Source organism: Rahnella sp. R3(2024) (assembly GCF_042920125.1).
Lineage (GTDB): Bacteria > Pseudomonadota > Gammaproteobacteria > Enterobacterales > Enterobacteriaceae > Rahnella > Rahnella rivi.
In genome coordinates this window covers 4373892-4392396 of the sequence record NZ_JBHGBU010000001.1, presented here as the reverse complement: position 1 = coordinate 4392396, position 18505 = coordinate 4373892, and the positions used below count along the sequence as shown (strand labels likewise).

Sequence of the window (18505 nt, the reverse complement as noted above, 5' to 3'; positions counted from 1 at the left end):
CAGTTAACCGCCCCGGTGCCTGCTGTTTTAGTTCCCTGCCACAGATTCGCGTACGAAGTCTTCATAGGTGCGCAGCGGATGCCCTGTAATGGATTGTAACTTTTCAGTCGTTCCCTCTGCTGAGTGCATGCCGTGCATCTGGATACCTGCCATCATCAGGCGCATGTCGTAGGCCAGCCAGCCCGGAGAATATGAGGTGAGCTGTTCTTCAAAAGCGGCGACATCATCACCGCCATAGGTGATCTCTCTGCCCAGAACGGAACTCCAGATTTGCGCAACGGATGCGCCGGTGAGCGGCTGCGGCCCGGTCAGTTCCAGCGTGACGCGTTCCAGCGCAGACGTGGCTCTGTCGCGTCGCAGCAGCTCAGCCACAGCGACATCCGCGATATCCCGTGCATCGATCATCGAGACGCCCCCCGATCCGATCGGCATTGGATAGACTGAATAGCTCTGAATGGTCTGCTGCACCATAAGGTCGTTTTGCATGAAGTAAGCCGGACGCAGAATGGTGGCAGGTATATCAAGGCTTTCTATCATGCGTTCAACCGTATGCTTGCCGGTGAAATGCGGCACGTTAGTGAACTTGTCAGAATGAATGACAGACAGGTAGACGATACGTTCAATGCCCGCCTCGCGAGCCAGATTGAGCGCGATCAGGGCCTGCGTCACCTCGTCGGGCGTGACCGCATTGATCAAAAATAGCGTGCGTACGGATGACAATGCCGCGCGCATTGAAGCGACATCGCTCAGATCTGCAACGACCTCCGTGACCCCTGCGGGGAATTCACGTTTACCTGCCTGACGGACAAGGGCTTTAGCGTCGACACCGGCCTCAGCCAGCCTCTGAATGATCAGTGAACCCACCGTGCCCGTGGCACCTGTAACGAGAATGCTCATAGTTGACTCCTGTAAATACAAAGAAAGATTAACGTGAAAAATCTGCAACGACTTTCCCGGTCCGGGAGACCGTGCGATGACGTTCGATGGCGTCGGGAAGATCAGCGAATCCCACGATGCCGCCAATTCTGGACTGAAGAGTGCCGCTGGCGACTTCTTTCGCCAGCGTCTCCAGCAATACGGGGTCGGGCTTATTCATAAACCAGAGTCCCCGGCGATTAGCCGGTTTGCGGGAAAGAATGTCCGGTGAGGTGGTGCCCGTGATGACGCCATCCGCGGCCAAAACCTGCCAGGAGCGGTCCAGCACGTCTCCCCCGACATAATCCAGTACCAGATTTATGTTCCGGGCAACGTCCTCAAAACGCTGTGACTGATAATCAATGACATGATCGGCCCCAAGGCCGCGCACGAAATCCAGATCTGCCGGGCCCGCCGTGGCAAAGACCTCGGCACCGGCGCGTTTGGCAAACTGCACTGCATAAGCCCCCAGTCCGCCGGCTGCGCCGTGAATGAGGATCCGTTGGCCCTCATAGAGTGATCCTGCGTGATGTAAGCTGTTCCAGGCCGCGACCGCGGCGACAGGGATGCCGGCAGCATGAACATCTCCCAGACCTTCCGGTGTCGGGGAAAGGCTGGCTTCATTGATTGCCACGAATTCCGCGTAGGCGCCCAGCCCTCCCATTGCGCCCATGACCCGATCACCGGCATGAAAGCGAGAGGCACCGCTTCCGGCAGCGACGACAACGCCCGCCATTTCAGCGCCCAGAATAATAGGGAGCGGGAGCGGAAAGGCATTCCGGACCTGGCCTTCGCGAACTTTCCAGTCAATGCCGTTCACGCCCGCGGCCAGAACCCGAATCAGAACCTGACCTTCTCCCGGTTGTGGTATGTCGATCCCGGCCACTTCCGCCGCCTCAGCCCCGCCGTGGCGTCTGATCAGTACAGCGCGTTGTGTATTGTTCATTGCAGTTCCTCGTTTCAGGTTTTGATAACGAGACAGTATTCCGTTGCAATAAATAAACAAAGACCTTAAAACAGAGATACCTTGTCTCATAAATGGAACACCATGAATCTGAACGCGCTGTCCGATTTTATACTCGTCGCCACCAATGAGGGGCTGGGGAAGGCAAGCCGCGCGAGCGGCATTTCCAAAGCCACATTATCGCGACGCATCGCAGATCTTGAGGAGCAACTGGGTGTGAGGCTGATTGAGCGCAGCGCTCGCGGTCTGAAGCTTACCGAAGCCGGCGCGACGCTGATGTCACGGACTGAAGGCCTGCTGAGTGAGATGACCGAAGCCATGACGGCGGTCGGTGACGGTGTTTCGACCCCTCGCGGACGTTTGCGCGTCGCCGCTCCGGCGCTTTTTTCCCACCTTGCAATGGGGCGCATTGGTGCCGAATTTTGTGCAGCCTACCCTGAAATTGAAATTGAAATCGTGGCGGAGGATCGCATGGTAGATCTCGTCGAGGAACAATTTGACGTCGCGATCCGCATCAACCCGAGCCCCGACAGCAATTTAGTCGGGCGGTGTTTCGCCAGAGACAGGTTAGTTGTCGTGGCGGCGCCTCAATTCGCCAGGCCGCTCCCCGGTGCAATAAGGTCAGTGCCCGCCATTGTCACGTCGGGTTTTCAGCCCACTCACTGGGCGCTGGATGAAGGCGAACTGCTGCTGGAGCCGGTTCCCAGACTGCGATTCTCATCATTACTGATGGTCCGGGATGCCGCTATCGCCGGCGGCGGTGCGGCCCTGATCCCGCAGTCCATCGCATGGAGCCAGCTTGCCCGCGGCGAATTGGTTCAGTGGGGCATCGTGTCGGGTCCGGATCGGGCACTGTGGGTATTGCATACCTCAAGGCGGCTTGCTGCCCCAAAGGTTCGCGCATTCGTCGATTTTATGTGCGCCCGGTACCCGGACATGTCCCTGGTTCTCAACGGATAACGCCGCACAGACAGACTCTTCGTCAAATTATCAGGCCGTCTGGTAAAGAGAACCAGCCTCCGCTAAGGCTATTTTTTACGCGAAGTGTTCCCTCCCGGCGGGTTGTCACTTCACTGAACTCAAATAAGTATCGCTTCAATAATAATTTTCATTATCATTGCGAGCGGTAACTATCACACCATTCAAATAAATGATTTCAGTGAAGGAATATGTTGCATGAAAAGAATCCTCTGCGTTGCGGGTATGCTGTGCGCCTCGTTAAGCCCCGCTTTCGCGACCACCTACCCGTTAACCCTCGACAACTGTGGTTATAAGCTCACTTTCACCAAAGCCCCTGAGCGCGTTGTCGCGTTAGGTCAAAACACCGTCGAAATTCTGCTGCTGTTAGGGTTACAGGATAAGGTCATCGCAAGCGCATTTTGGCCATCGAAAGTCCTGCCGTCGCTGGCTGAAAAAAACGCTAAAGTGAAAACCCTGACGGTCGAAATTCCTACACTGGAATCCATCCTGGCTCAGGATCCTGATTTTGTGCCCGCGCAGCTACCTTTGCTGCTGGGGCCGGAAAGTAAAGTCGCCAAAAGAGCAGATTTTGATGCCGTCGGCGTAAATAGCTATATGTCTCCGGGGATGTGTGCGACCAAAAAAGACATTGGCGATATGTATGGCAGCCGCCAGAAGCTGTGGGACATGACCTATCTGTATAAAGAAATCGAGGATATGGCCACTATTTTCAACGTTGAAGATCGCGGTCAGGTGCTCATCGCCGACTTTAAAAACCGTGAAGCAAAACTACGTCAGGCATTCAGTAAAAACCCTAAAGATCTCTCTTTTGTCTTCTGGTTTTCCAGCGCCTCACCTTCCTCTGATGCGTATGTTGGCGGTAAAAACAGTGCATCAGGATTTATCGCCAATGTGTTAGGCGGCCATAACGCCATCACATCGGAAACGGAATGGCCAACCGTCGGCTGGGAAAGCATTATTGCGGCAAACCCGGATGTGATTGTTGTTTCAAGCCTCGACCGTAACCGCTGGGCACTTGATAACGCGCAGGAAAAAATCAAATTCCTCAAAAGCGATCCTGCCGTCAGCCAGCTGGATGCCGTGCGAAAAAATCATATTGTCGTCATGGACGGGCAGGCAATGAACCCGACTATCCGCACGCTTTACGGCGCTGAGCAGGTTGGCGAACAGCTTAAAAAAATGGGGCTGAATTAATGGCTTCAGCAGTTCATCCCACACGACAAGGGCTGATCCTGACGACCTCGTGTGTTCTCTCCGTGCTGCTTTTGGTGTTGGTGATTGCCTTTGGGGTCAGCGTCGGCGAGCTGTCGATCCCGATGACAAGCGTTTTCCAGGCTATCGGGAATAAAACCGGAATGAGCGATGTCCCGCTGAGTCGCATTTATGAAAGCGTCATCTGGGATTTTCGTCTGAGCAGAGCCCTGGTGGCTGCCTGCTGTGGGGCCGGGCTGGCCATCTGCGGTGCGGTACTGCAAAGCCTGCTGAAAAATGCCCTGGCAGAACCTTATGTACTGGGCGTTTCAGCCGGAGCCTCAACCGGCGCAGTGTCTGTGGTCGTGCTCGGCATCGGCACCGGGTCAATCTCCCTTTCCATGGGCGCCTTTGCCGGTGCCTTCGCGGCCTTTGCCTTTGTGACCTTTCTGAGCAACGGCGCACGCGGTGGCAACGATCGCACCATTCTGGCGGGCGTAGCCGCTTCACAGCTTTTTAACGCGATTACCGCTTACACCATCAGCACTTCTGCCAGTGCTCAACAGGCACGCGACGTCATGTTTTGGTTGCTGGGCAGCTTTAGCGGCGTGCGATGGCCGGAGTTTCAGTTAGTGCTGATCGTTGTCATGCTGGGTTTAGCGCTCTGCCTCTTCTATTCCCGCGCGCTGGACGCGTTTACCTTTGGGGATGACGCGGCGGCCTCGCTGGGGATCTCTGTCCCGCGGGTTCGGTTTATCCTGTTCACCACCACTGCACTTATCACTGCAACCATTGTCAGTATGGCGGGCTCCATTGGCTTTGTCGGCCTGGTTGTCCCCCACGTTATGCGATTCTTCTTTGGCCCGCTGCACAGAGTATTGCTGATTGCCAGTGCGTTAGCAGGCGCCATTCTGATGGTGCTGGCGGACATCGCCTCGCGGCTCCTGATTGCGCCGCAAAGCTTGCCTGTCGGCGTGGTCACTGCGTTGGTTGGCGTGCCGTTCTTTGCCATTATTATCTACCGCTCGAGGAGTAAGTGATGAGTATCAGCGCGGAAAACGTGACCTGGAAGGTAGGGAAAAAAATCATCGTCAACGACGTGTCTCTCAGGGTTAACCGTGGCGAAACCGTGGGTTTGCTTGGCCCGAATGGTTCGGGAAAATCATCACTGCTGCGCCTCCTGGCAGGATTACGCCGTCCTCACTCCGGATGTGTCGCGCTGGATGGCAAAGACATCAGTTTGATCGCGAAAAAACAGCTGGCCCGCCGCATTGCCTTCGTAGAGCAGCACGGGATGACGGAAGCGAATATGCGCGTTCGCGATGTCGTAAAACTGGGCCGTATCCCCCACCACACACCCTTTTCTAACTGGAGCGCCCATGATGATGAAACCGTCAATGGCGCACTGGAAAGAGTGGGTATGCTGGATCACGGTGATCAGGGCTGGCAGAGTCTGTCCGGTGGCGAGCGTCAGCGCGTGCACATCGCCAGAGCACTGGCACAGTCACCCACCGAAATTCTGCTGGATGAACCGACAAATCATCTGGATATTCACCACCAGATTCAGCTGATGAAATTGATCAGCGAATTACCGGTGACCAGCCTTGTTGCTATCCACGATCTCAACCATGCGTCGATGTTTTGCGATGCATTGATTGTTATGCAACAAGGCGAAATTGTTGCCAGAGGAACACCGGATGAAATACTGACAGAGTCACTTCTGCGGGATGTTTTTCGGGTTGAAACCAGAATTGAGATCTCCCCTTATCATGGCAAAAAACATATTCACTACATTGTATAGAATAAGATTTTTCTGTTGCCATTCTGCGGCATGAATACAAAGAAGCCCTCTCCCTGGAAATGCTGAAGGGGACGCGGAGCCCGCACACATTATTATTTAGGTCATACCCGTCTGCCGAAGGGAAATAGTATGTGTACTGGATTTTGAGGACGTAAATTCAATTAGCCGGGCATTTCCGTCCAGGACGGTAATGCCCGCTCAGACAGCGCGAAACGCTGCTGAGTCACGCTGACGTTCAGAAGAGGACATATCCAAACGTTTGGTTGGGGAAATTATTTGCCATCAAAGAAATCGGCAGGCATTTGCCCCGGTGGCATGTTGATAACGGCATCGTTATCAGGGCCTTCATTTTTCATGTAGGTCACCGTGGCAAATTCCGGGATAACGACATAAGGATATGCCGGGCCTTCATCACGGAATACCGCCTCAGGGCTCAAATTCATAAAATTTCGCCATCGGATCATGCGATTATCTTCCACGCACTGGGAGACTGAAACCCCCATCGTATCAACGCACTGCTTCTGCATTTATCCTTCAGGAAAACAAGATGACGACCTTAAACGAAAGACTGGAATGGCGCTACGCGACCAAAAAATTTGATGCGACGAAAAGTGTCTCTGACGAAAAAATCGACCGTATCGTAGAAGCCGTGCGCCTGGCGCCAACCTCAAGCGGGCTGCAACCCTTTGAACTCTTCGTGGTGACCAACCCGGATATCCGCGCAAAAATCAGAACCGTGGCCTGGGATCAGGCGCAGGTCACCGACTGTTCTCACCTGCTGGTGTTCGCGGCGTGGGACGATATCACCGCAGAGCGGGTGAATATGATGTTCGATCTGACCAATGACATCCGTGGTTTCAAAAATGAAGGGTGGGAAAACTATCGTCAGATGTTGTTGGGCATCGTCGCCGATCGTGGAACCGAAGCCAACTATCAGGCTGCTGCCCGTCAGGCATACATCGGGCTGGGTGCTGCGCTTATCGCCGCCGCGTTTGAAGAAGTCGACGCTACGCCGATGGAAGGGTTTGATCCTACCGTCGTTGATGAAATCCTCGATCTGAAATCGAAGAACTTACGCAGCGTCGTCATGCTGCCGCTGGGATACCGTGCCCACGAAGGTGACTGGCTGGTAAACCTGAAAAAAGTCCGTCGCAGCCGTGAAAACTTCGTGACTGAAATTAAGTAAACCAGAGTACAGGTTAAAAATAAAAATCCACGTCTGGGCGTGGATTTTTATTAAGCTAATGAATTAAGAACCCCGGTAATAACCACGCACATCACTGTCTGCCCGGCACACTCTCCCTCATTCCCCGTTAAACCGCCTCTGGCCGCTGCGCATTCTCTATGGCTTTTTTCAGTTCCGTTGTGGTCATCCGCACGCAATAACACGGCATGCCGCGCTGAAAGCGCCAGCCTTCGGAAAGTGCACCTGCGTCGAAGGCGTCAAAACCAAATTCATCGTAAAGCCCGGCGACCAGACGTTTCGTTGCCTCATCGTCACCGGCCAGCGGCAATGCGCGACGTGCCGGGTCACCGGCAGGCAGACCGTCGCTTTCAAGATCCGTCATCTGAATGGCGTTGAAGGCCTTGGTGATGTGTGAAAGTGGCAGAAAACTGTGCAGATATTCACTGGTCGTCGTGGACTGCGAATCAAGTTCAGGCACCTGCCCGTCGCGCTCAGGATAATAATTCACGGCATCAATGAGTGATTTCCCCGCAAGCTCTTCCGCCGGAAGTTGCCCGATGGCGGTCAGCGGCACGGCAATCACCACAATGTCACCAAAGAGCGCGGCTTGCGTGGTTGTGCCAATTTCGCATCCGAGCATCGGCCTGAGACTGAACAACGTCTGCGGCCCCCGTGAATTACTGAGCATGACCTGATGGCCGGCCTTGATCGCCAGTTTTGCCACCGCACGTCCTACGAACCCTGCGCCGATAATGCCGATTTTCATGATTTCACCTTTCAATTGTTGGTCAGAAGGTTAAGAATAATTCGACACCCGGAGTTGATAAATACTCATTATCGGCACAGACAAACAACAAAAAGGAGTGAATCGTGGACCGACTGACCAGCATGAATGTTTTCGTCAAAGCCGCCGAGCTGGGTTCGTTCGCTTCGGCGGCGGAGGCATTGCGCCTCTCCCCGCAGATGGTGGCGAAGCATATTTCCCGGCTGGAATTGCGGCTGGGGACCACGCTGCTCAATCGCACTACCCGTCGCCAGAGCCTGACGGACATTGGCCGCAGTTATTATGAACGCTGTAAAATCGTGCTCGCGGAGGCCGAAGCAGCGGATGCCATCGCGATGGAAATGAAGGCCACCCCCTCCGGTATTATCCGCGTCAATGCTCCGGTGACGTTTGGCGCCTCCATGCTGGCGCCTTTTATTACGCAATATCTGGATCAGTATCCCGGCACGCAGGTTGAGCTGACGCTGACCGATCGCCGGGTGGATCCGATCGAGGAGGGTTATGAGGTGATTGTGCGCATCGGTGAACTGCAAGACAGCCCGCTGATTGCCCATCCGCTGCGCCCTTACCGCCTGATTGCCTGCGCCTCGCCGGAATATCTCGCACAGCATGGCACCCCGGCGACGCCGGATGCCCTGGCGCTGCACGCCTGCCTGGTGTACGGCGTCTGGTCGCCCCAGTCGCCCTGCCGCTGGTTGTTTTTAAAAGACGGAAAAACGTGGGAAGTTCACCCTGAAGGCCGCTTCCGGTCCAACGACTGGCGGGCGCTTTTGCACGCCGCAATCAAAGGCTACGGCGTGACGCTGGGGCCGGAAGACGTATTAAGAGGTGAAATCAGTGCCGGACGGCTGATTCATGTGCTGCCAGATTACGCATGCCCTTCACGCCCGATGCACGTCCTGACATCATCCGGCTTACGGCAGACGGTAAAAATACGCAGTTTTATCAAAGCATTAAATGCTGCGTTTGGCTGATCCCCGAAAGCGCCCGGCACGCTGATATGCCGGTAAAATAAGAAGGCCAGCCCCGCGGTGTGCCGGCAGTATTTCAGGGAAAATTGCACCGCATAATATAATTCCTGTCACCAAATGAGTGCGTGGTAATAAAAATCTCACCACTTCGGTGCGTTATTTTAAATAGCCGACGCCGATTGTTTCTTTTTTGAACGCAATCGATTACCTGTGCGCAACGGAATGAAAAAACAGAATGAGTTTTGTGAGGTTGCTGTTATAGTTCGCGCTTTAAAACACCACTCACATCCATTGGAATCTCGATGACGTCAAATATATTGCATTTTTTACTTAGCCTTATAATGATATTCGGTATTGGCTGGTTGATTAGCTACAACAAACGCGGTGTTAAGCTGCGCTACGTCGTGCAAATTTTGGTGATCGAAATCGTGCTGGCCTGGGTTCTGCTGTACAGCCAGGCAGGCGTTTACCTGATTTCCGGCCTCTCCGGCGTGTTCACTAACCTGATGAGCTATGCGCGTGTAGGGACTGATTTCGTCTTCGGCGGTCTGGTTAATGATAATCAGTTCAGCTTCTTCTTATTCGTATTATGTCCAATCATCTTTATTTCCGCGCTGATTGGTATTCTCCAGCACCTGCGTATATTACCGCTAATGATTAAAGGGATCGGTTATCTCTTATCTAAGATTAACGGAATGCCACGCCTGGAATCATTTAATGCCGTGAGTTCTTTATTGGTCGGGCAGTCTGAAAACTTTATCGCTATTAAAGATATTGTTCCGCACCTGAATGAACGCCGCATGTATACATTATCGGCGACCGCCATTTCCACCGTGTCCATGTCGATTGTCGGTTCTTACATGACCCTGCTTGAGCCGCGCTATGTCATGCTTTCGCTGATCCTGAATATGCTGTCCACTTTTGCCGTTTTACAGGTGGTGAACCCGTATTCGGATGAAGCCGATAACGAAATGCCTAAACTCAATGTACCGAAACACAGCTTCGTAGAAATGCTGGGCGAGTACATCATGGCGGGCTTCAAAATGGCGATGATCGTGGCGGCCATGCTGGTGGGTTTCAACGCCCTGCTGGCGATGATCAATGCCATCTTCATGGGCGGTTTTGGTAAGAGCTTCCAGGACATCATCGGTTATCTGTTCTACCCGATCGCCTGGTTAACCGGCATTGTCAGCCAGGATTCCCTCACCGCAGGCAGCATCATGGGGACGAAAATCGTCGCCAACGAATTCGTGGCGATGTTGCAGATGAAAGATCTGGTTGCGCATCTCGAGCCCCGTACCGTGGCGATCCTGTCCGTCTTCCTGGTGTCTTTCGCTAACATTTCTACCGTCGGTATTATTGCCGGTGCGGTGAAAAGTATCGAAGAAGTTCAGGGCAACATGGTGGCCCGTGCCGCTTTCCGCCTGCTGGTCGGCGCGACGCTGGTCAGCCTGCTGTCGGCGTCCATCGTGGGTCTGGTCTACCGTTAATCGGTTAAGATAAACGCCCGGAACGTCTGAAAACGTCCGCCCTTCCGGGTGGACGTTTTTGTTTGTGCGGCAGGCACAGGCAGTTTGGTTCCGTCATAAAAAAACCACGCCGGAGCGTGGTTTTTCATTGTTCACCTTATCAATTTATCCCCGCGCCAGCGCGGCCGCGTTTCGTCCCGCCAGAATACCGAAGATGATAATATCGGCCACCGCGTTACCGCCGATGCGGTTTGCACCGTGGATACCGCCCGCCACTTCACCAGCCGCCCAGGCCCCGGTAATCGGCTGTTTCTGGCTATCAAGCACCGCCGTGTCAGTGTTGATGACCACGCCGCCCATCGTATGATGCACGCCCGGCGCGATGCGGATGGCAAAGAATGGCCCCTGATTAAGCGGATGACGCAGCGCAGTGGTACGCCCAAAATCTTCGTCTTTTTTGGCCACCACGAACAGATTGTAGCGTTCCAGCGTTTCGGCCAGATCATGCGGGTTCATGTTCAGCTTCACCGCCAGCTCTTCCGGCGTCGGCGCGCTGAGTACAAAGCCTTTGGCGATATATTCGTCAGCCGCTTTGTTGTTTGCCCGCACCTGTTCATCAAAGATCACCCACGCGCTTTTCTCCGGCAGCGCGATGATTTCTGCTGACACTTTGTCGCGGGTTTCCATTTCATTGTAGAAACGCTTGCCCGCCTGGCTCACCAGGATCGCCCCGCCGCCGCGAATGGATTCAGAAATCAGGTATGACGTGGTTTGTTCAACGGTCGGGTGGATCTGGATCTCGCCCATATCGACGGTATCCGCCCCGATTTTTTGCAGCATGGCAATGCCGCTGCCGGTGGCGCCTTTATGGTTAGTGGTCACAAAGCCGTCCAGCTCAGGGCGATATTTCACCACCATTTCGCGGTTAGCACTGAAACCGCCGGTCGCCACAATCACGCTTTTGGCATTCAGAATACGGCTGTCGTTGTATTCATCGACCACTTTAACGCCGGTCACTGCGCCGTTTTCATACAGGATTTCCGCCACAGAGGTTTCGAGCAGCACTTCGATGTCGCGCTTATTGACGTTTTTCACCAGACCGCTGATCAGGAAGCCGCCGACGGCCGAGCGATCCTGCGGACGGTGGGTACGGTCAATGCTCATCCCGCCGGTGATGGTGATATCGTTCAGCTCGATCTCTTTTGCCGCCAGCCACTCGATGGCTTCCGGTGCCAGCTCAACGAACTCCCTGAGCAGTTCCGGGTTGTTCTTGAACTTGCCGCCTTTCAGGGTTTCGTCATAGAACAGCTCTTTGCTGTCCTCGATGCCTTTGAGTTTCTGGAACCGGGTTTCTGCCGCGTTCATGCCCACCGAGGCTTTGATGGTGTTGCCCCCGATGGTAGGCATTTTTTCGATAATGACGACATGCGCGCCTTCATCATGCGCCTGAATGGCGGCCGCCAGACCTGCGCCGCCGCTGCCGACGATCACCACATCGAAGTTCTGCGGTGCCTGAGGGTTACCGCCTTCTTCAATCACGTGCTCTTTGCTGGAGGTGGTTAAGGCACGGGAAACGGCTTTTTTCAGCGCCTCACTCTGGGTCGTCGCGCCGGTGATGGCATCAACATGCGGGCTGTTGGCAACCAGAATACGTGTGCGCAACTGTTCAAAGGTGGTGGTGAAATCGACGTCGAGGGTGTCATCTTTCACCAGAGTAATATCGGTAATACGGTCGGTATCGAGCGTAACGCTGATTTTCAGCTTCAGCGCTTCGGCTTCCACTTTTTCCTGATATACACCGGCTTTATATTTACGGCCTGTCACGCTGGTGTCGCGGATCATGGCGTCAACCAGTGAGAAGCGCCACAACGGCTCAGGAATGTTCAGCGCCTCGCGTTTGTTGCTGTCGATGAACAGTTCCAGATGATCGTTGTTGATAATGCGGTCGGCCCAGTCCGGATAGGCGATGCACGCTTTGCCTACCGCGACCAGATCAAAACCGTACTCCAGCCCTTTCTCCGCATCCGCTTTGTTAACCACACCGCCAACGCCAATCACCGGCACTTTTGCCAGCGTTTCAGAACGCATGGCGCGGTATTTGGTGATGAGCGGTGTCGGGTCGGTGGTGTCTACGATAGAAGGACGCAGCAACTGGCCGACGGAGAAATGCACGTAGTCCAGCCCGCGCGCAGCGAGTTTTTCCAGCAGATACATAGTGTCATCAAACCGGATGCCGGGCACTTCCAGCTCTTCCGGCGAGAAACGGTAACCTATAATGAAGTTGTCGTCGGCGAAGCGCTTCGCCATTTTGTGGGTGATCTCGAGCACTTCCAGCGGGAATGTGGCGCGCTTATCGCGGTCGCCGCCCCATTTGTCGGTGCGCTGGTTGGAGTTTGGCGAGTAAAACTGCTGGATCAGGTAAGTGTTGGCGCCGTGGATCTCCACACCGTCAAAACCGGCTTTGATGGCGCGGTTCACCGCATCACCAAATTTGGTGATCATCACATCAACTTCTTCACCGGACAGCTCTTTAGGCGTGGTCGCGCCTTCACGCGGCGCGGCGATGGCGCTGGGTGCGACGGGCGTTCTGCCGCCGATAAGCTCCGGCTCCACCATTCTGCCGCCGTGGTAAATTTGCAAAATGGCTTTAGAGCCTTTTGACTTGATGGCGTCGGCGATTTTTTTCAGACCGGCGATTTTGTTGTCGCTGTCGATGGCAATCGCGCCGGGAAACGCCGGTCCCAGACGATCAATGAAGCAACACTCAACGATGATAGTGCCGATGCTGCCAGCGCGATCGCGGTAATACTCGACCAGCTCACTGGTCACCGTGCCGTCGTAGAAGCCGGTACAGGTGGTCATCGGTGCCATCAGTAAACGGTTTTTCAGCACAGCGCCGTTGGGCAACGTGAGCGGTTTAAGAACCGGGGTGAGCTTATTCATTGTAATCAACTCCAAAATGTAAACGCCTGGATTTCTTTTCGTGGGCGAATGACTTACCGCTAAAATAAGTTATCCGGTGCAGGTGATAAATATAGAAATGCTTTGCCGCTTTCTGCTCATATAGCAGAAATAAAGTGATGTAAAAGGTCTGATGGACGGGAGTTGTTTAATTACCCAGCGTTAATGCAAATATCCCCTCCAATTGTTAACCATGAGTTGACAAAAATCAACTTTTGATTAACATGGAAAAACCCACGAACAAAATCAGCAGGTTATGCCCTCAGTTTGGCTTTTGCCAAAATTTAATCTACATTTCATAGAGCAGGTTTTCTGGTCAAAATAATAACCCTACACAATGTAATACTACTGAGTTAAATAGGAATTCATCCGGCCGTCATTCTGGCTGAGGATAATATCCGCCGGGTGCCATAACGCCTGAATGAGAGTATTACGTCTCCCTGTTCGCGAAGAAACATTAATGTATTTCAATTGTCATCGTGAAATATCCACAGCAGTCATTTATTACCAAAACGCAAGCGTAAAAAACATCATAGATATCCGGGGGCGCGATGCTCACTTTCAATAACTGGCAGAAAAAACTATGAAACCCACATCCACTTTGAATGACCCCGCAAAGGCCGCTCCTGCCTCTGCCGGAGTGAAAAAACGTTTGATCATGCTGTTCCTTCCGGTGCTGGTGGCAATTATTCTGCTGCTCACGCCGGTGCCTTCCGGCCTTCAGCCCTATGCCTGGCATTTCTTTGCCATCTTTGTCGGAGTCATTGTGGGGCTGATTTTTGAACCCCTGCCTGGCGCGGTGATCGGCCTGACCGGTGTGGTGGTGATCGCCCTGTTCAGCCAGTGGCTGTTGTTCAGCCCGGCGGAAATCGCCGATCCTAAATTTAAGATGGCGAGCGAGTCGTTTAAATGGGCGGTGAGCGGTTTTGGTAACTCCACGGTCTGGCTGATCTTCGGCGCATTTATGTTCGCCGCAGGCTATGACAAGACCCAATTTGGTCGCCGTCTGGCGCTGATTCTGGTGAAATACCTTGGCCGTCGCAGCCTGACGCTGGGTTACGCCATCACCTTCGCCGATCTGCTGCTGGCACCGTTCACGCCGTCCAATACCGCGCGCAGCGGCGGGACCATCTACCCGATCATCGCCAACCTGCCGCCGCTTTACGGCTCCAAACCCAATGATCCGAGCGCCCGTAAAATCGGTTCCTACCTGATGTGGGTCGCGATTACTGCCGCCTGTATTACCAGCTCGATGTTCCTGTCGGCGCTGGCGCCGAACCTGCTGGCGCTGGCGCTGGTGAAAAGCATTACCGGATTTGAAATCTCCTGGGGCATGTGGTTCCTCGCCTTCCTGCCGCTCGGCGTTTTGCTGATCCTCACCATGCCGTTACTGGCTTACTGGTTCTATCCGCCGGAAGTGAAGATCAATGATGAAGTGCCGCGCTGGGCCAAAAGTGAACTGGAAAAACTCGGCAAGCTGTCGCGTAACGAAATCCTGCTGCTGGTCTTCGTCTGTTCTGCGCTGCTGATGTGGATTTTCGCCGCCGCCTGGATCGAACCGGCGCTGGCCGCGCTGCTGGTGGTGGTGCTGATGTTGTGGACCGGCGTGCTGAACTGGAACGACATTATCAGCAACAAACCGGCCTGGAATACTTTCGCCTGGTTTGCCACGCTGGTCGCGCTGGCGGATGGTCTGGCCCGCGTTGGCTTTATCGCCTGGCTGGGTAAAGAAGGCGGGCAACTGCTCGACGGTTTCGACCCGCAGGTCGCCGCCGTCATGCTGCTGATTGCCTTCTTCCTGCTGCACTATCTGTTTGCCAGTACCACCGCACACACCACCGCCCTGTTACCGGCGATGCTGACCATTGCGGCGGCGATCCCTGGCATCAACATGCCGGTTTACTGCCTGATGATGGTGACCTCGCTGGGTGTGATGGGCATCATCACCCCTTACGGTACCGGCCCGAGCCCGATTTACTACGGCAGCGGCTACCTGCCGACGAAAGATTACTGGCGTCTGGGCACCATCTTCGGCGCTATTTTCCTCGGCGGCCTGATGCTCATCGGCTATCCGTGGATGGTGCTGATGTTCTGATCCGACAGCGGGTTAATCCCTTGCACTGTTTAACCTGATATTTAAAACTGATAAAAAAAACGGCCTCCCTTTCGGAAGGCCGTTTTGCTGTCAGACTTGCCGCTCAAAACGTCAGTGCGCCAGTGTTTTTCGCACTTCGCTCACGTCTTTCGCCGATACCGCTGGCGCCGAGTTGCTCCAGCCCTGACGGATAAAGGTCGCAAGCTGCGCGGCTTCTTCGTCGCTCAGACGCGCTGCAAAACCAGGCATCACCAGCGTTGAAGGCGCGCGGGCCGTGGACGGCTGTTGTGCACCGGCGAGGATGGTATGGATAAGCCCGGTCGGATCCTGTGAGTTCACAATCGTGGCCTGATCCAGCTGCGGGAACACGCCCGGCGCGCCCTTTCCGGTCACAAAGTGGCAGGCACCGCAGTTATCCAGATACAGACGCTCGCCTTCGCTGAGGTTTTTCGCCGCCGTCAGTTTCGCTTCGGTTGCGCTGGCTTTCTGCGTGTCCTCTGCCGGAACCGGCGGATTGCCGCCCAGGAATTTGAGGTACGCGGCAATGGCTTTGAGATCGTCATCGGTCATGTGCGCGGTACTGTTCTCGACCACCGACGTCATTTCGCCACCCACTGCCGCTTTATCGTTACGCCCTGTCCCGAGATAATCGACGATTTCCTGTTCGTTCCAGTGCGCGACGCCGCGCAGGGAAGGCACATCCCAGTTGTTCAGGCTGCCGCCCGCGAGGAAATCAGTGTCGCTGCTGTCGAGCGCTTTTTCGTTCATGCCGAATCCGCGCGGCGTGTGGCAACTGCCGCAGTGCCCCAGACTTTCCACCAGATACGCGCCACGGTTTACCTGCTCTGATACCCCACCGATTGGCTGGAATGGCTTATCAGACGCAAACGCCCAGTTCCAGAAACGCATGCCCCAGCGCTGGCTGAACGGGAAGCTCAGATCCGTTTCCGGCGGCTGTTCTGCGCTCGGTTTGACGCCCTGCATAAAGTAAGCGTAGAGCGCGTGCATATCTTCATCATTGATTTTGGCGTAATCAGGATACGGCATCGCCGGGTACAAACGGGTGCCGTCCGGCAGAACGCCTTTGCGCACCGCATCCGAGAACTGCGCTTCGGTGTAGCCGCCAATACCGTGGTCTTTGTCCGGGGTGATATTGGTGGAATAAATCGTGCCGAGATTCGAATTGATCGCCAGTCCGCCGGAAAACGCCGGTTTGCCCGCCGCCGTATGGCACGCACCGCAGTCGCCGAGACGCGCCACATATTCGCCCTGCTTTATCAGCGCCGCGTTGTCAGGCGGTGAACTGTTATCCGCCTGCGCATTCGCCATAAAACCGACACCCAGCAGCAAGGCGTTAGCGATAAATAAACGTTTGAGTTTCATTCTGTTCATCTCCGCTTATGCCTGAACCAGTGGGCCAGGATTTTTAAGATACTGATCTTTGATCGCCTGCGCCGCCATCAGGGTGATCGCGCCGATGGTGTCCGTCGGGTTGGCCTGGAAGTTTTGCGGGAACGCGTTTCCGCCCGGCACAAAGACGTTATGCACATCCCAGCTTTGCAGGAACTTATTCAGCGCCGAGGTTTTCGGGTTATCGCCCATCACCGCGCCGCCCACGTTGTGCGTGGACACGTATTTGGTCAGGTCAAAGTGCGCGTCCATCGGCAGGAAGCTTTCGCTGTAGCTGTCCGGGTTGAGCTCTTTGGTGATATTGCCGACGATGCCTTTCAGGTATTGCTGCAATTTGAGTTCGTTCTGTTTCCAGTCGAACGTCATGCGCAGCAGCGGATAACCGTATTCATCTTTGTAGTTCGGATCGAGATCCAGATAAATGTCGCGATAAGACTGGCAGGTGGTGGTGATGCTGATTTTCATCGAATGGCCGTACCACTCTTCCATCCCTTCTTTCCAGCCGGTGCCCCACGCAGGCGTGCCTTTTGGCAGCGAGGTGCTGATTGGCGTGCCGGTGGCCTGAGAACTGTGGATCTTCGCGCCGCCGATAAAGCCCAGGGATGCGCCATCGAAATTGCCCGGAGAAATGTCGTTGAACATCTGGCCGGTGGCGCCCGCGGTGGCAAACGGGTTGAAGTTTTTGTCTTTGAAGAACAGCGTCGAACCGCCGTTACTCAGGAACGCATAGTTACGCCCAACCACACCTTCTTCGGTGATCGGGTTGTAAGGTTTGCCGATACCGGAGAGCAACATCAGGCGCACGTTGCAGAACTGGAAGCTGCTCAGCACCACGATTTTGGCGGGCTGGAAACACTCGTTGCCGTCGGCATCAATATAGATCACGCCTTTGGCGGTTTTCTTGTCATCGTGCAACTCGACTTTCATCACGTTGGCGTGAACTTCATACGAGAAGTTCTCCATACGTTTGAGCGCGTCCATCACAGCGGTTTGCGGCGAGGCTTTCGAGTAGTTCAGGCACGGATATTTACTGCAATAACCACAGTAGTTACAGGGTGCGATCTGATTGCCATACGGGTTGGTCCAGGCGCGGGAAACGCACGCCGACGGGTTGGGGAACGGGTGATAGCCCATCTTTTTAGTGACTTCGGCAAACATGCTGCTGTTGAGCGTGTCTTCCAGCGCCGGCAGCGGGTATGGCTCAGAACGCGGACCTTCGAACGGATCGCCGCCTTCCATAATCTGGCCGCGCAGGTTGCCGGTCTTACCGGATTGCCCGCAGATGTGCTCAAACTTGGTGTAATACGGCTCGATTTCATCCCAGCTGAACGGGAAATCCATGATCCGCATGTCTTCCTGCAAAATGCCGGGTTTGTAGGCTTCGTCAGCGTAGGTTTTGAGTTTTAAATCGGTCGGTGTCGGGCGGATCAGTACCGCAGTCCAGTGCAGACCCGAGCCGCCAACGCCGGTGCCTGGCGCAAATGCGCCCCATTTACGGGTCGGCAGCGCGGTCTCACTCATGTTGTAACGCACGGTCACCGCGGCCTGCGCCGGGGTCGCCATCACTTTGTTTCGTACCGCGTAGGCGTATTCATCCGCCGGCTTCGGGTAGGCAAATTCTTCATAGCCGCGGTCGCCGCCGCGTTCCAGCGCACGCACCGTCAGGCCCGCCATCGCCAGCTCGATGCTCATCAGCGAGCCCGCCCAGCCGAGGCCGACAACCACAACGTCGACTTCTGGTTTAGTTACTTGTGCCATCTTTTATCCTGTCATTCTT

General features: G+C 54.8%; 14 protein-coding genes and 1 pseudogene. 8 read left to right on the top strand and 7 right to left on the bottom strand.

Annotated elements, in window-relative coordinates; genetic code table 11:
* Positions 1 to 27: 27 nt before the first annotated feature.
* Together ABSH60_RS19925 and ABSH60_RS19920 are read right to left on the bottom strand one after the other, a co-directional pair.
* Complete coding sequence (locus tag ABSH60_RS19925; protein ID WP_390975492.1) at positions 28 to 897, bottom strand: NmrA family NAD(P)-binding protein; 870 nt, start codon at positions 895 to 897, stop codon at positions 28 to 30.
* Between the two features lie 28 nt (positions 898 to 925).
* The gene (locus ABSH60_RS19920) at positions 926 to 1861 is read right to left on the bottom strand and encodes an alcohol dehydrogenase catalytic domain-containing protein (protein WP_390975490.1); all 936 of its coding nucleotides are present in this window, start codon (positions 1859 to 1861) and stop codon (positions 926 to 928) included.
* A 102-nt stretch (positions 1862 to 1963) separates the two neighbouring features.
* Between ABSH60_RS19920 and ABSH60_RS19915 the strand changes: the two genes are divergently transcribed.
* From ABSH60_RS19915 to ABSH60_RS19900, 4 genes are all read left to right on the top strand, one after another.
* On the top strand, positions 1964 to 2839 hold the full coding sequence (locus ABSH60_RS19915) for a LysR substrate-binding domain-containing protein (RefSeq protein WP_390975488.1): 876 nt from the start codon (positions 1964 to 1966) through the stop codon (positions 2837 to 2839).
* A gap of 216 nt (positions 2840 to 3055) precedes the next feature.
* Positions 3056 to 4054, top strand: a complete 999-nt coding sequence (locus ABSH60_RS19910) for an ABC transporter substrate-binding protein (RefSeq protein ID WP_390975485.1) — start codon at positions 3056 to 3058, stop codon at positions 4052 to 4054.
* Complete coding sequence (locus ABSH60_RS19905; protein WP_390975483.1) at positions 4054 to 5091, top strand: iron chelate uptake ABC transporter family permease subunit; 1038 nt, start codon at positions 4054 to 4056, stop codon at positions 5089 to 5091. Before ABSH60_RS19910 ends, ABSH60_RS19905 begins: the two co-directional genes overlap by 1 nt.
* On the top strand, positions 5091 to 5852 hold the full coding sequence (locus tag ABSH60_RS19900) for an ABC transporter ATP-binding protein (RefSeq protein ID WP_056777756.1): 762 nt from the start codon (positions 5091 to 5093) through the stop codon (positions 5850 to 5852). The genes ABSH60_RS19905 and ABSH60_RS19900 overlap by 1 nt, the downstream gene beginning before the upstream one ends.
* A 272-nt stretch (positions 5853 to 6124) precedes the next feature.
* On the opposite strand, the pseudogene ABSH60_RS19895 reads toward ABSH60_RS19900, so the two are convergent.
* Positions 6125 to 6271: pseudogene (locus ABSH60_RS19895) on the bottom strand (phenolic acid decarboxylase); the annotation flags it as partial.
* A gap of 128 nt (positions 6272 to 6399) precedes the next feature.
* Here ABSH60_RS19895 and ABSH60_RS19890 point away from each other — a divergent pair.
* Positions 6400 to 7038 carry a nitroreductase family protein gene (locus ABSH60_RS19890; RefSeq protein WP_183847005.1) on the top strand — a complete coding sequence of 213 codons (639 nt, stop codon included), beginning with the start codon at positions 6400 to 6402 and terminating at the stop codon, positions 7036 to 7038.
* 127 nt (positions 7039 to 7165) lie between these two features.
* Here ABSH60_RS19890 and ABSH60_RS19885 read toward each other — a convergent pair whose 3' ends face one another.
* The gene (locus ABSH60_RS19885) at positions 7166 to 7804 is read right to left on the bottom strand and encodes an NADPH-dependent F420 reductase (protein WP_122095348.1); all 639 of its coding nucleotides are present in this window, start codon (positions 7802 to 7804) and stop codon (positions 7166 to 7168) included.
* Positions 7805 to 7908: 104 nt separating this feature from the next.
* Here ABSH60_RS19885 and ABSH60_RS19880 point away from each other — a divergent pair, with 104 nt between their 5' ends.
* Both ABSH60_RS19880 and ABSH60_RS19875 read left to right on the top strand, forming a co-directional pair.
* On the top strand, positions 7909 to 8796 hold the full coding sequence (locus ABSH60_RS19880; protein WP_390975480.1) for a LysR substrate-binding domain-containing protein: 888 nt from the start codon (positions 7909 to 7911) through the stop codon (positions 8794 to 8796).
* Between the two features lie 299 nt (positions 8797 to 9095).
* Complete coding sequence (locus ABSH60_RS19875) at positions 9096 to 10283, top strand: NupC/NupG family nucleoside CNT transporter (RefSeq protein ID WP_056777774.1); 1188 nt, start codon at positions 9096 to 9098, stop codon at positions 10281 to 10283.
* Between the two features lie 144 nt (positions 10284 to 10427).
* Here the strand turns inward: ABSH60_RS19875 and ABSH60_RS19870 are convergent, their stop codons facing one another.
* On the bottom strand, positions 10428 to 13205 hold the full coding sequence (locus ABSH60_RS19870; RefSeq protein WP_056777777.1) for a flavocytochrome c: 2778 nt from the start codon (positions 13203 to 13205) through the stop codon (positions 10428 to 10430).
* A gap of 601 nt (positions 13206 to 13806) precedes the next feature.
* On the opposite strand from ABSH60_RS19870, the gene ABSH60_RS19865 reads away from it, so the two are divergent.
* Positions 13807 to 15318, top strand: a complete 1512-nt coding sequence (locus tag ABSH60_RS19865; protein WP_122095350.1) for an anion permease — start codon at positions 13807 to 13809, stop codon at positions 15316 to 15318.
* Positions 15319 to 15429: 111 nt separating this feature from the next.
* Here ABSH60_RS19865 and ABSH60_RS19860 read toward each other — a convergent pair whose 3' ends face one another.
* Entirely contained in the window at positions 15430 to 16701 is a 1272-nt protein-coding gene (locus ABSH60_RS19860) for a c-type cytochrome (RefSeq protein WP_390975477.1), read from the bottom strand.
* A gap of 15 nt (positions 16702 to 16716) precedes the next feature.
* Positions 16717 to 18486: a GMC family oxidoreductase gene (locus ABSH60_RS19855; protein ID WP_122095352.1), complete on the bottom strand. Its 1770-nt coding sequence runs from the start codon at positions 18484 to 18486 to the stop codon at positions 16717 to 16719.
* Positions 18487 to 18505: the final 19 nt, after the last annotated feature.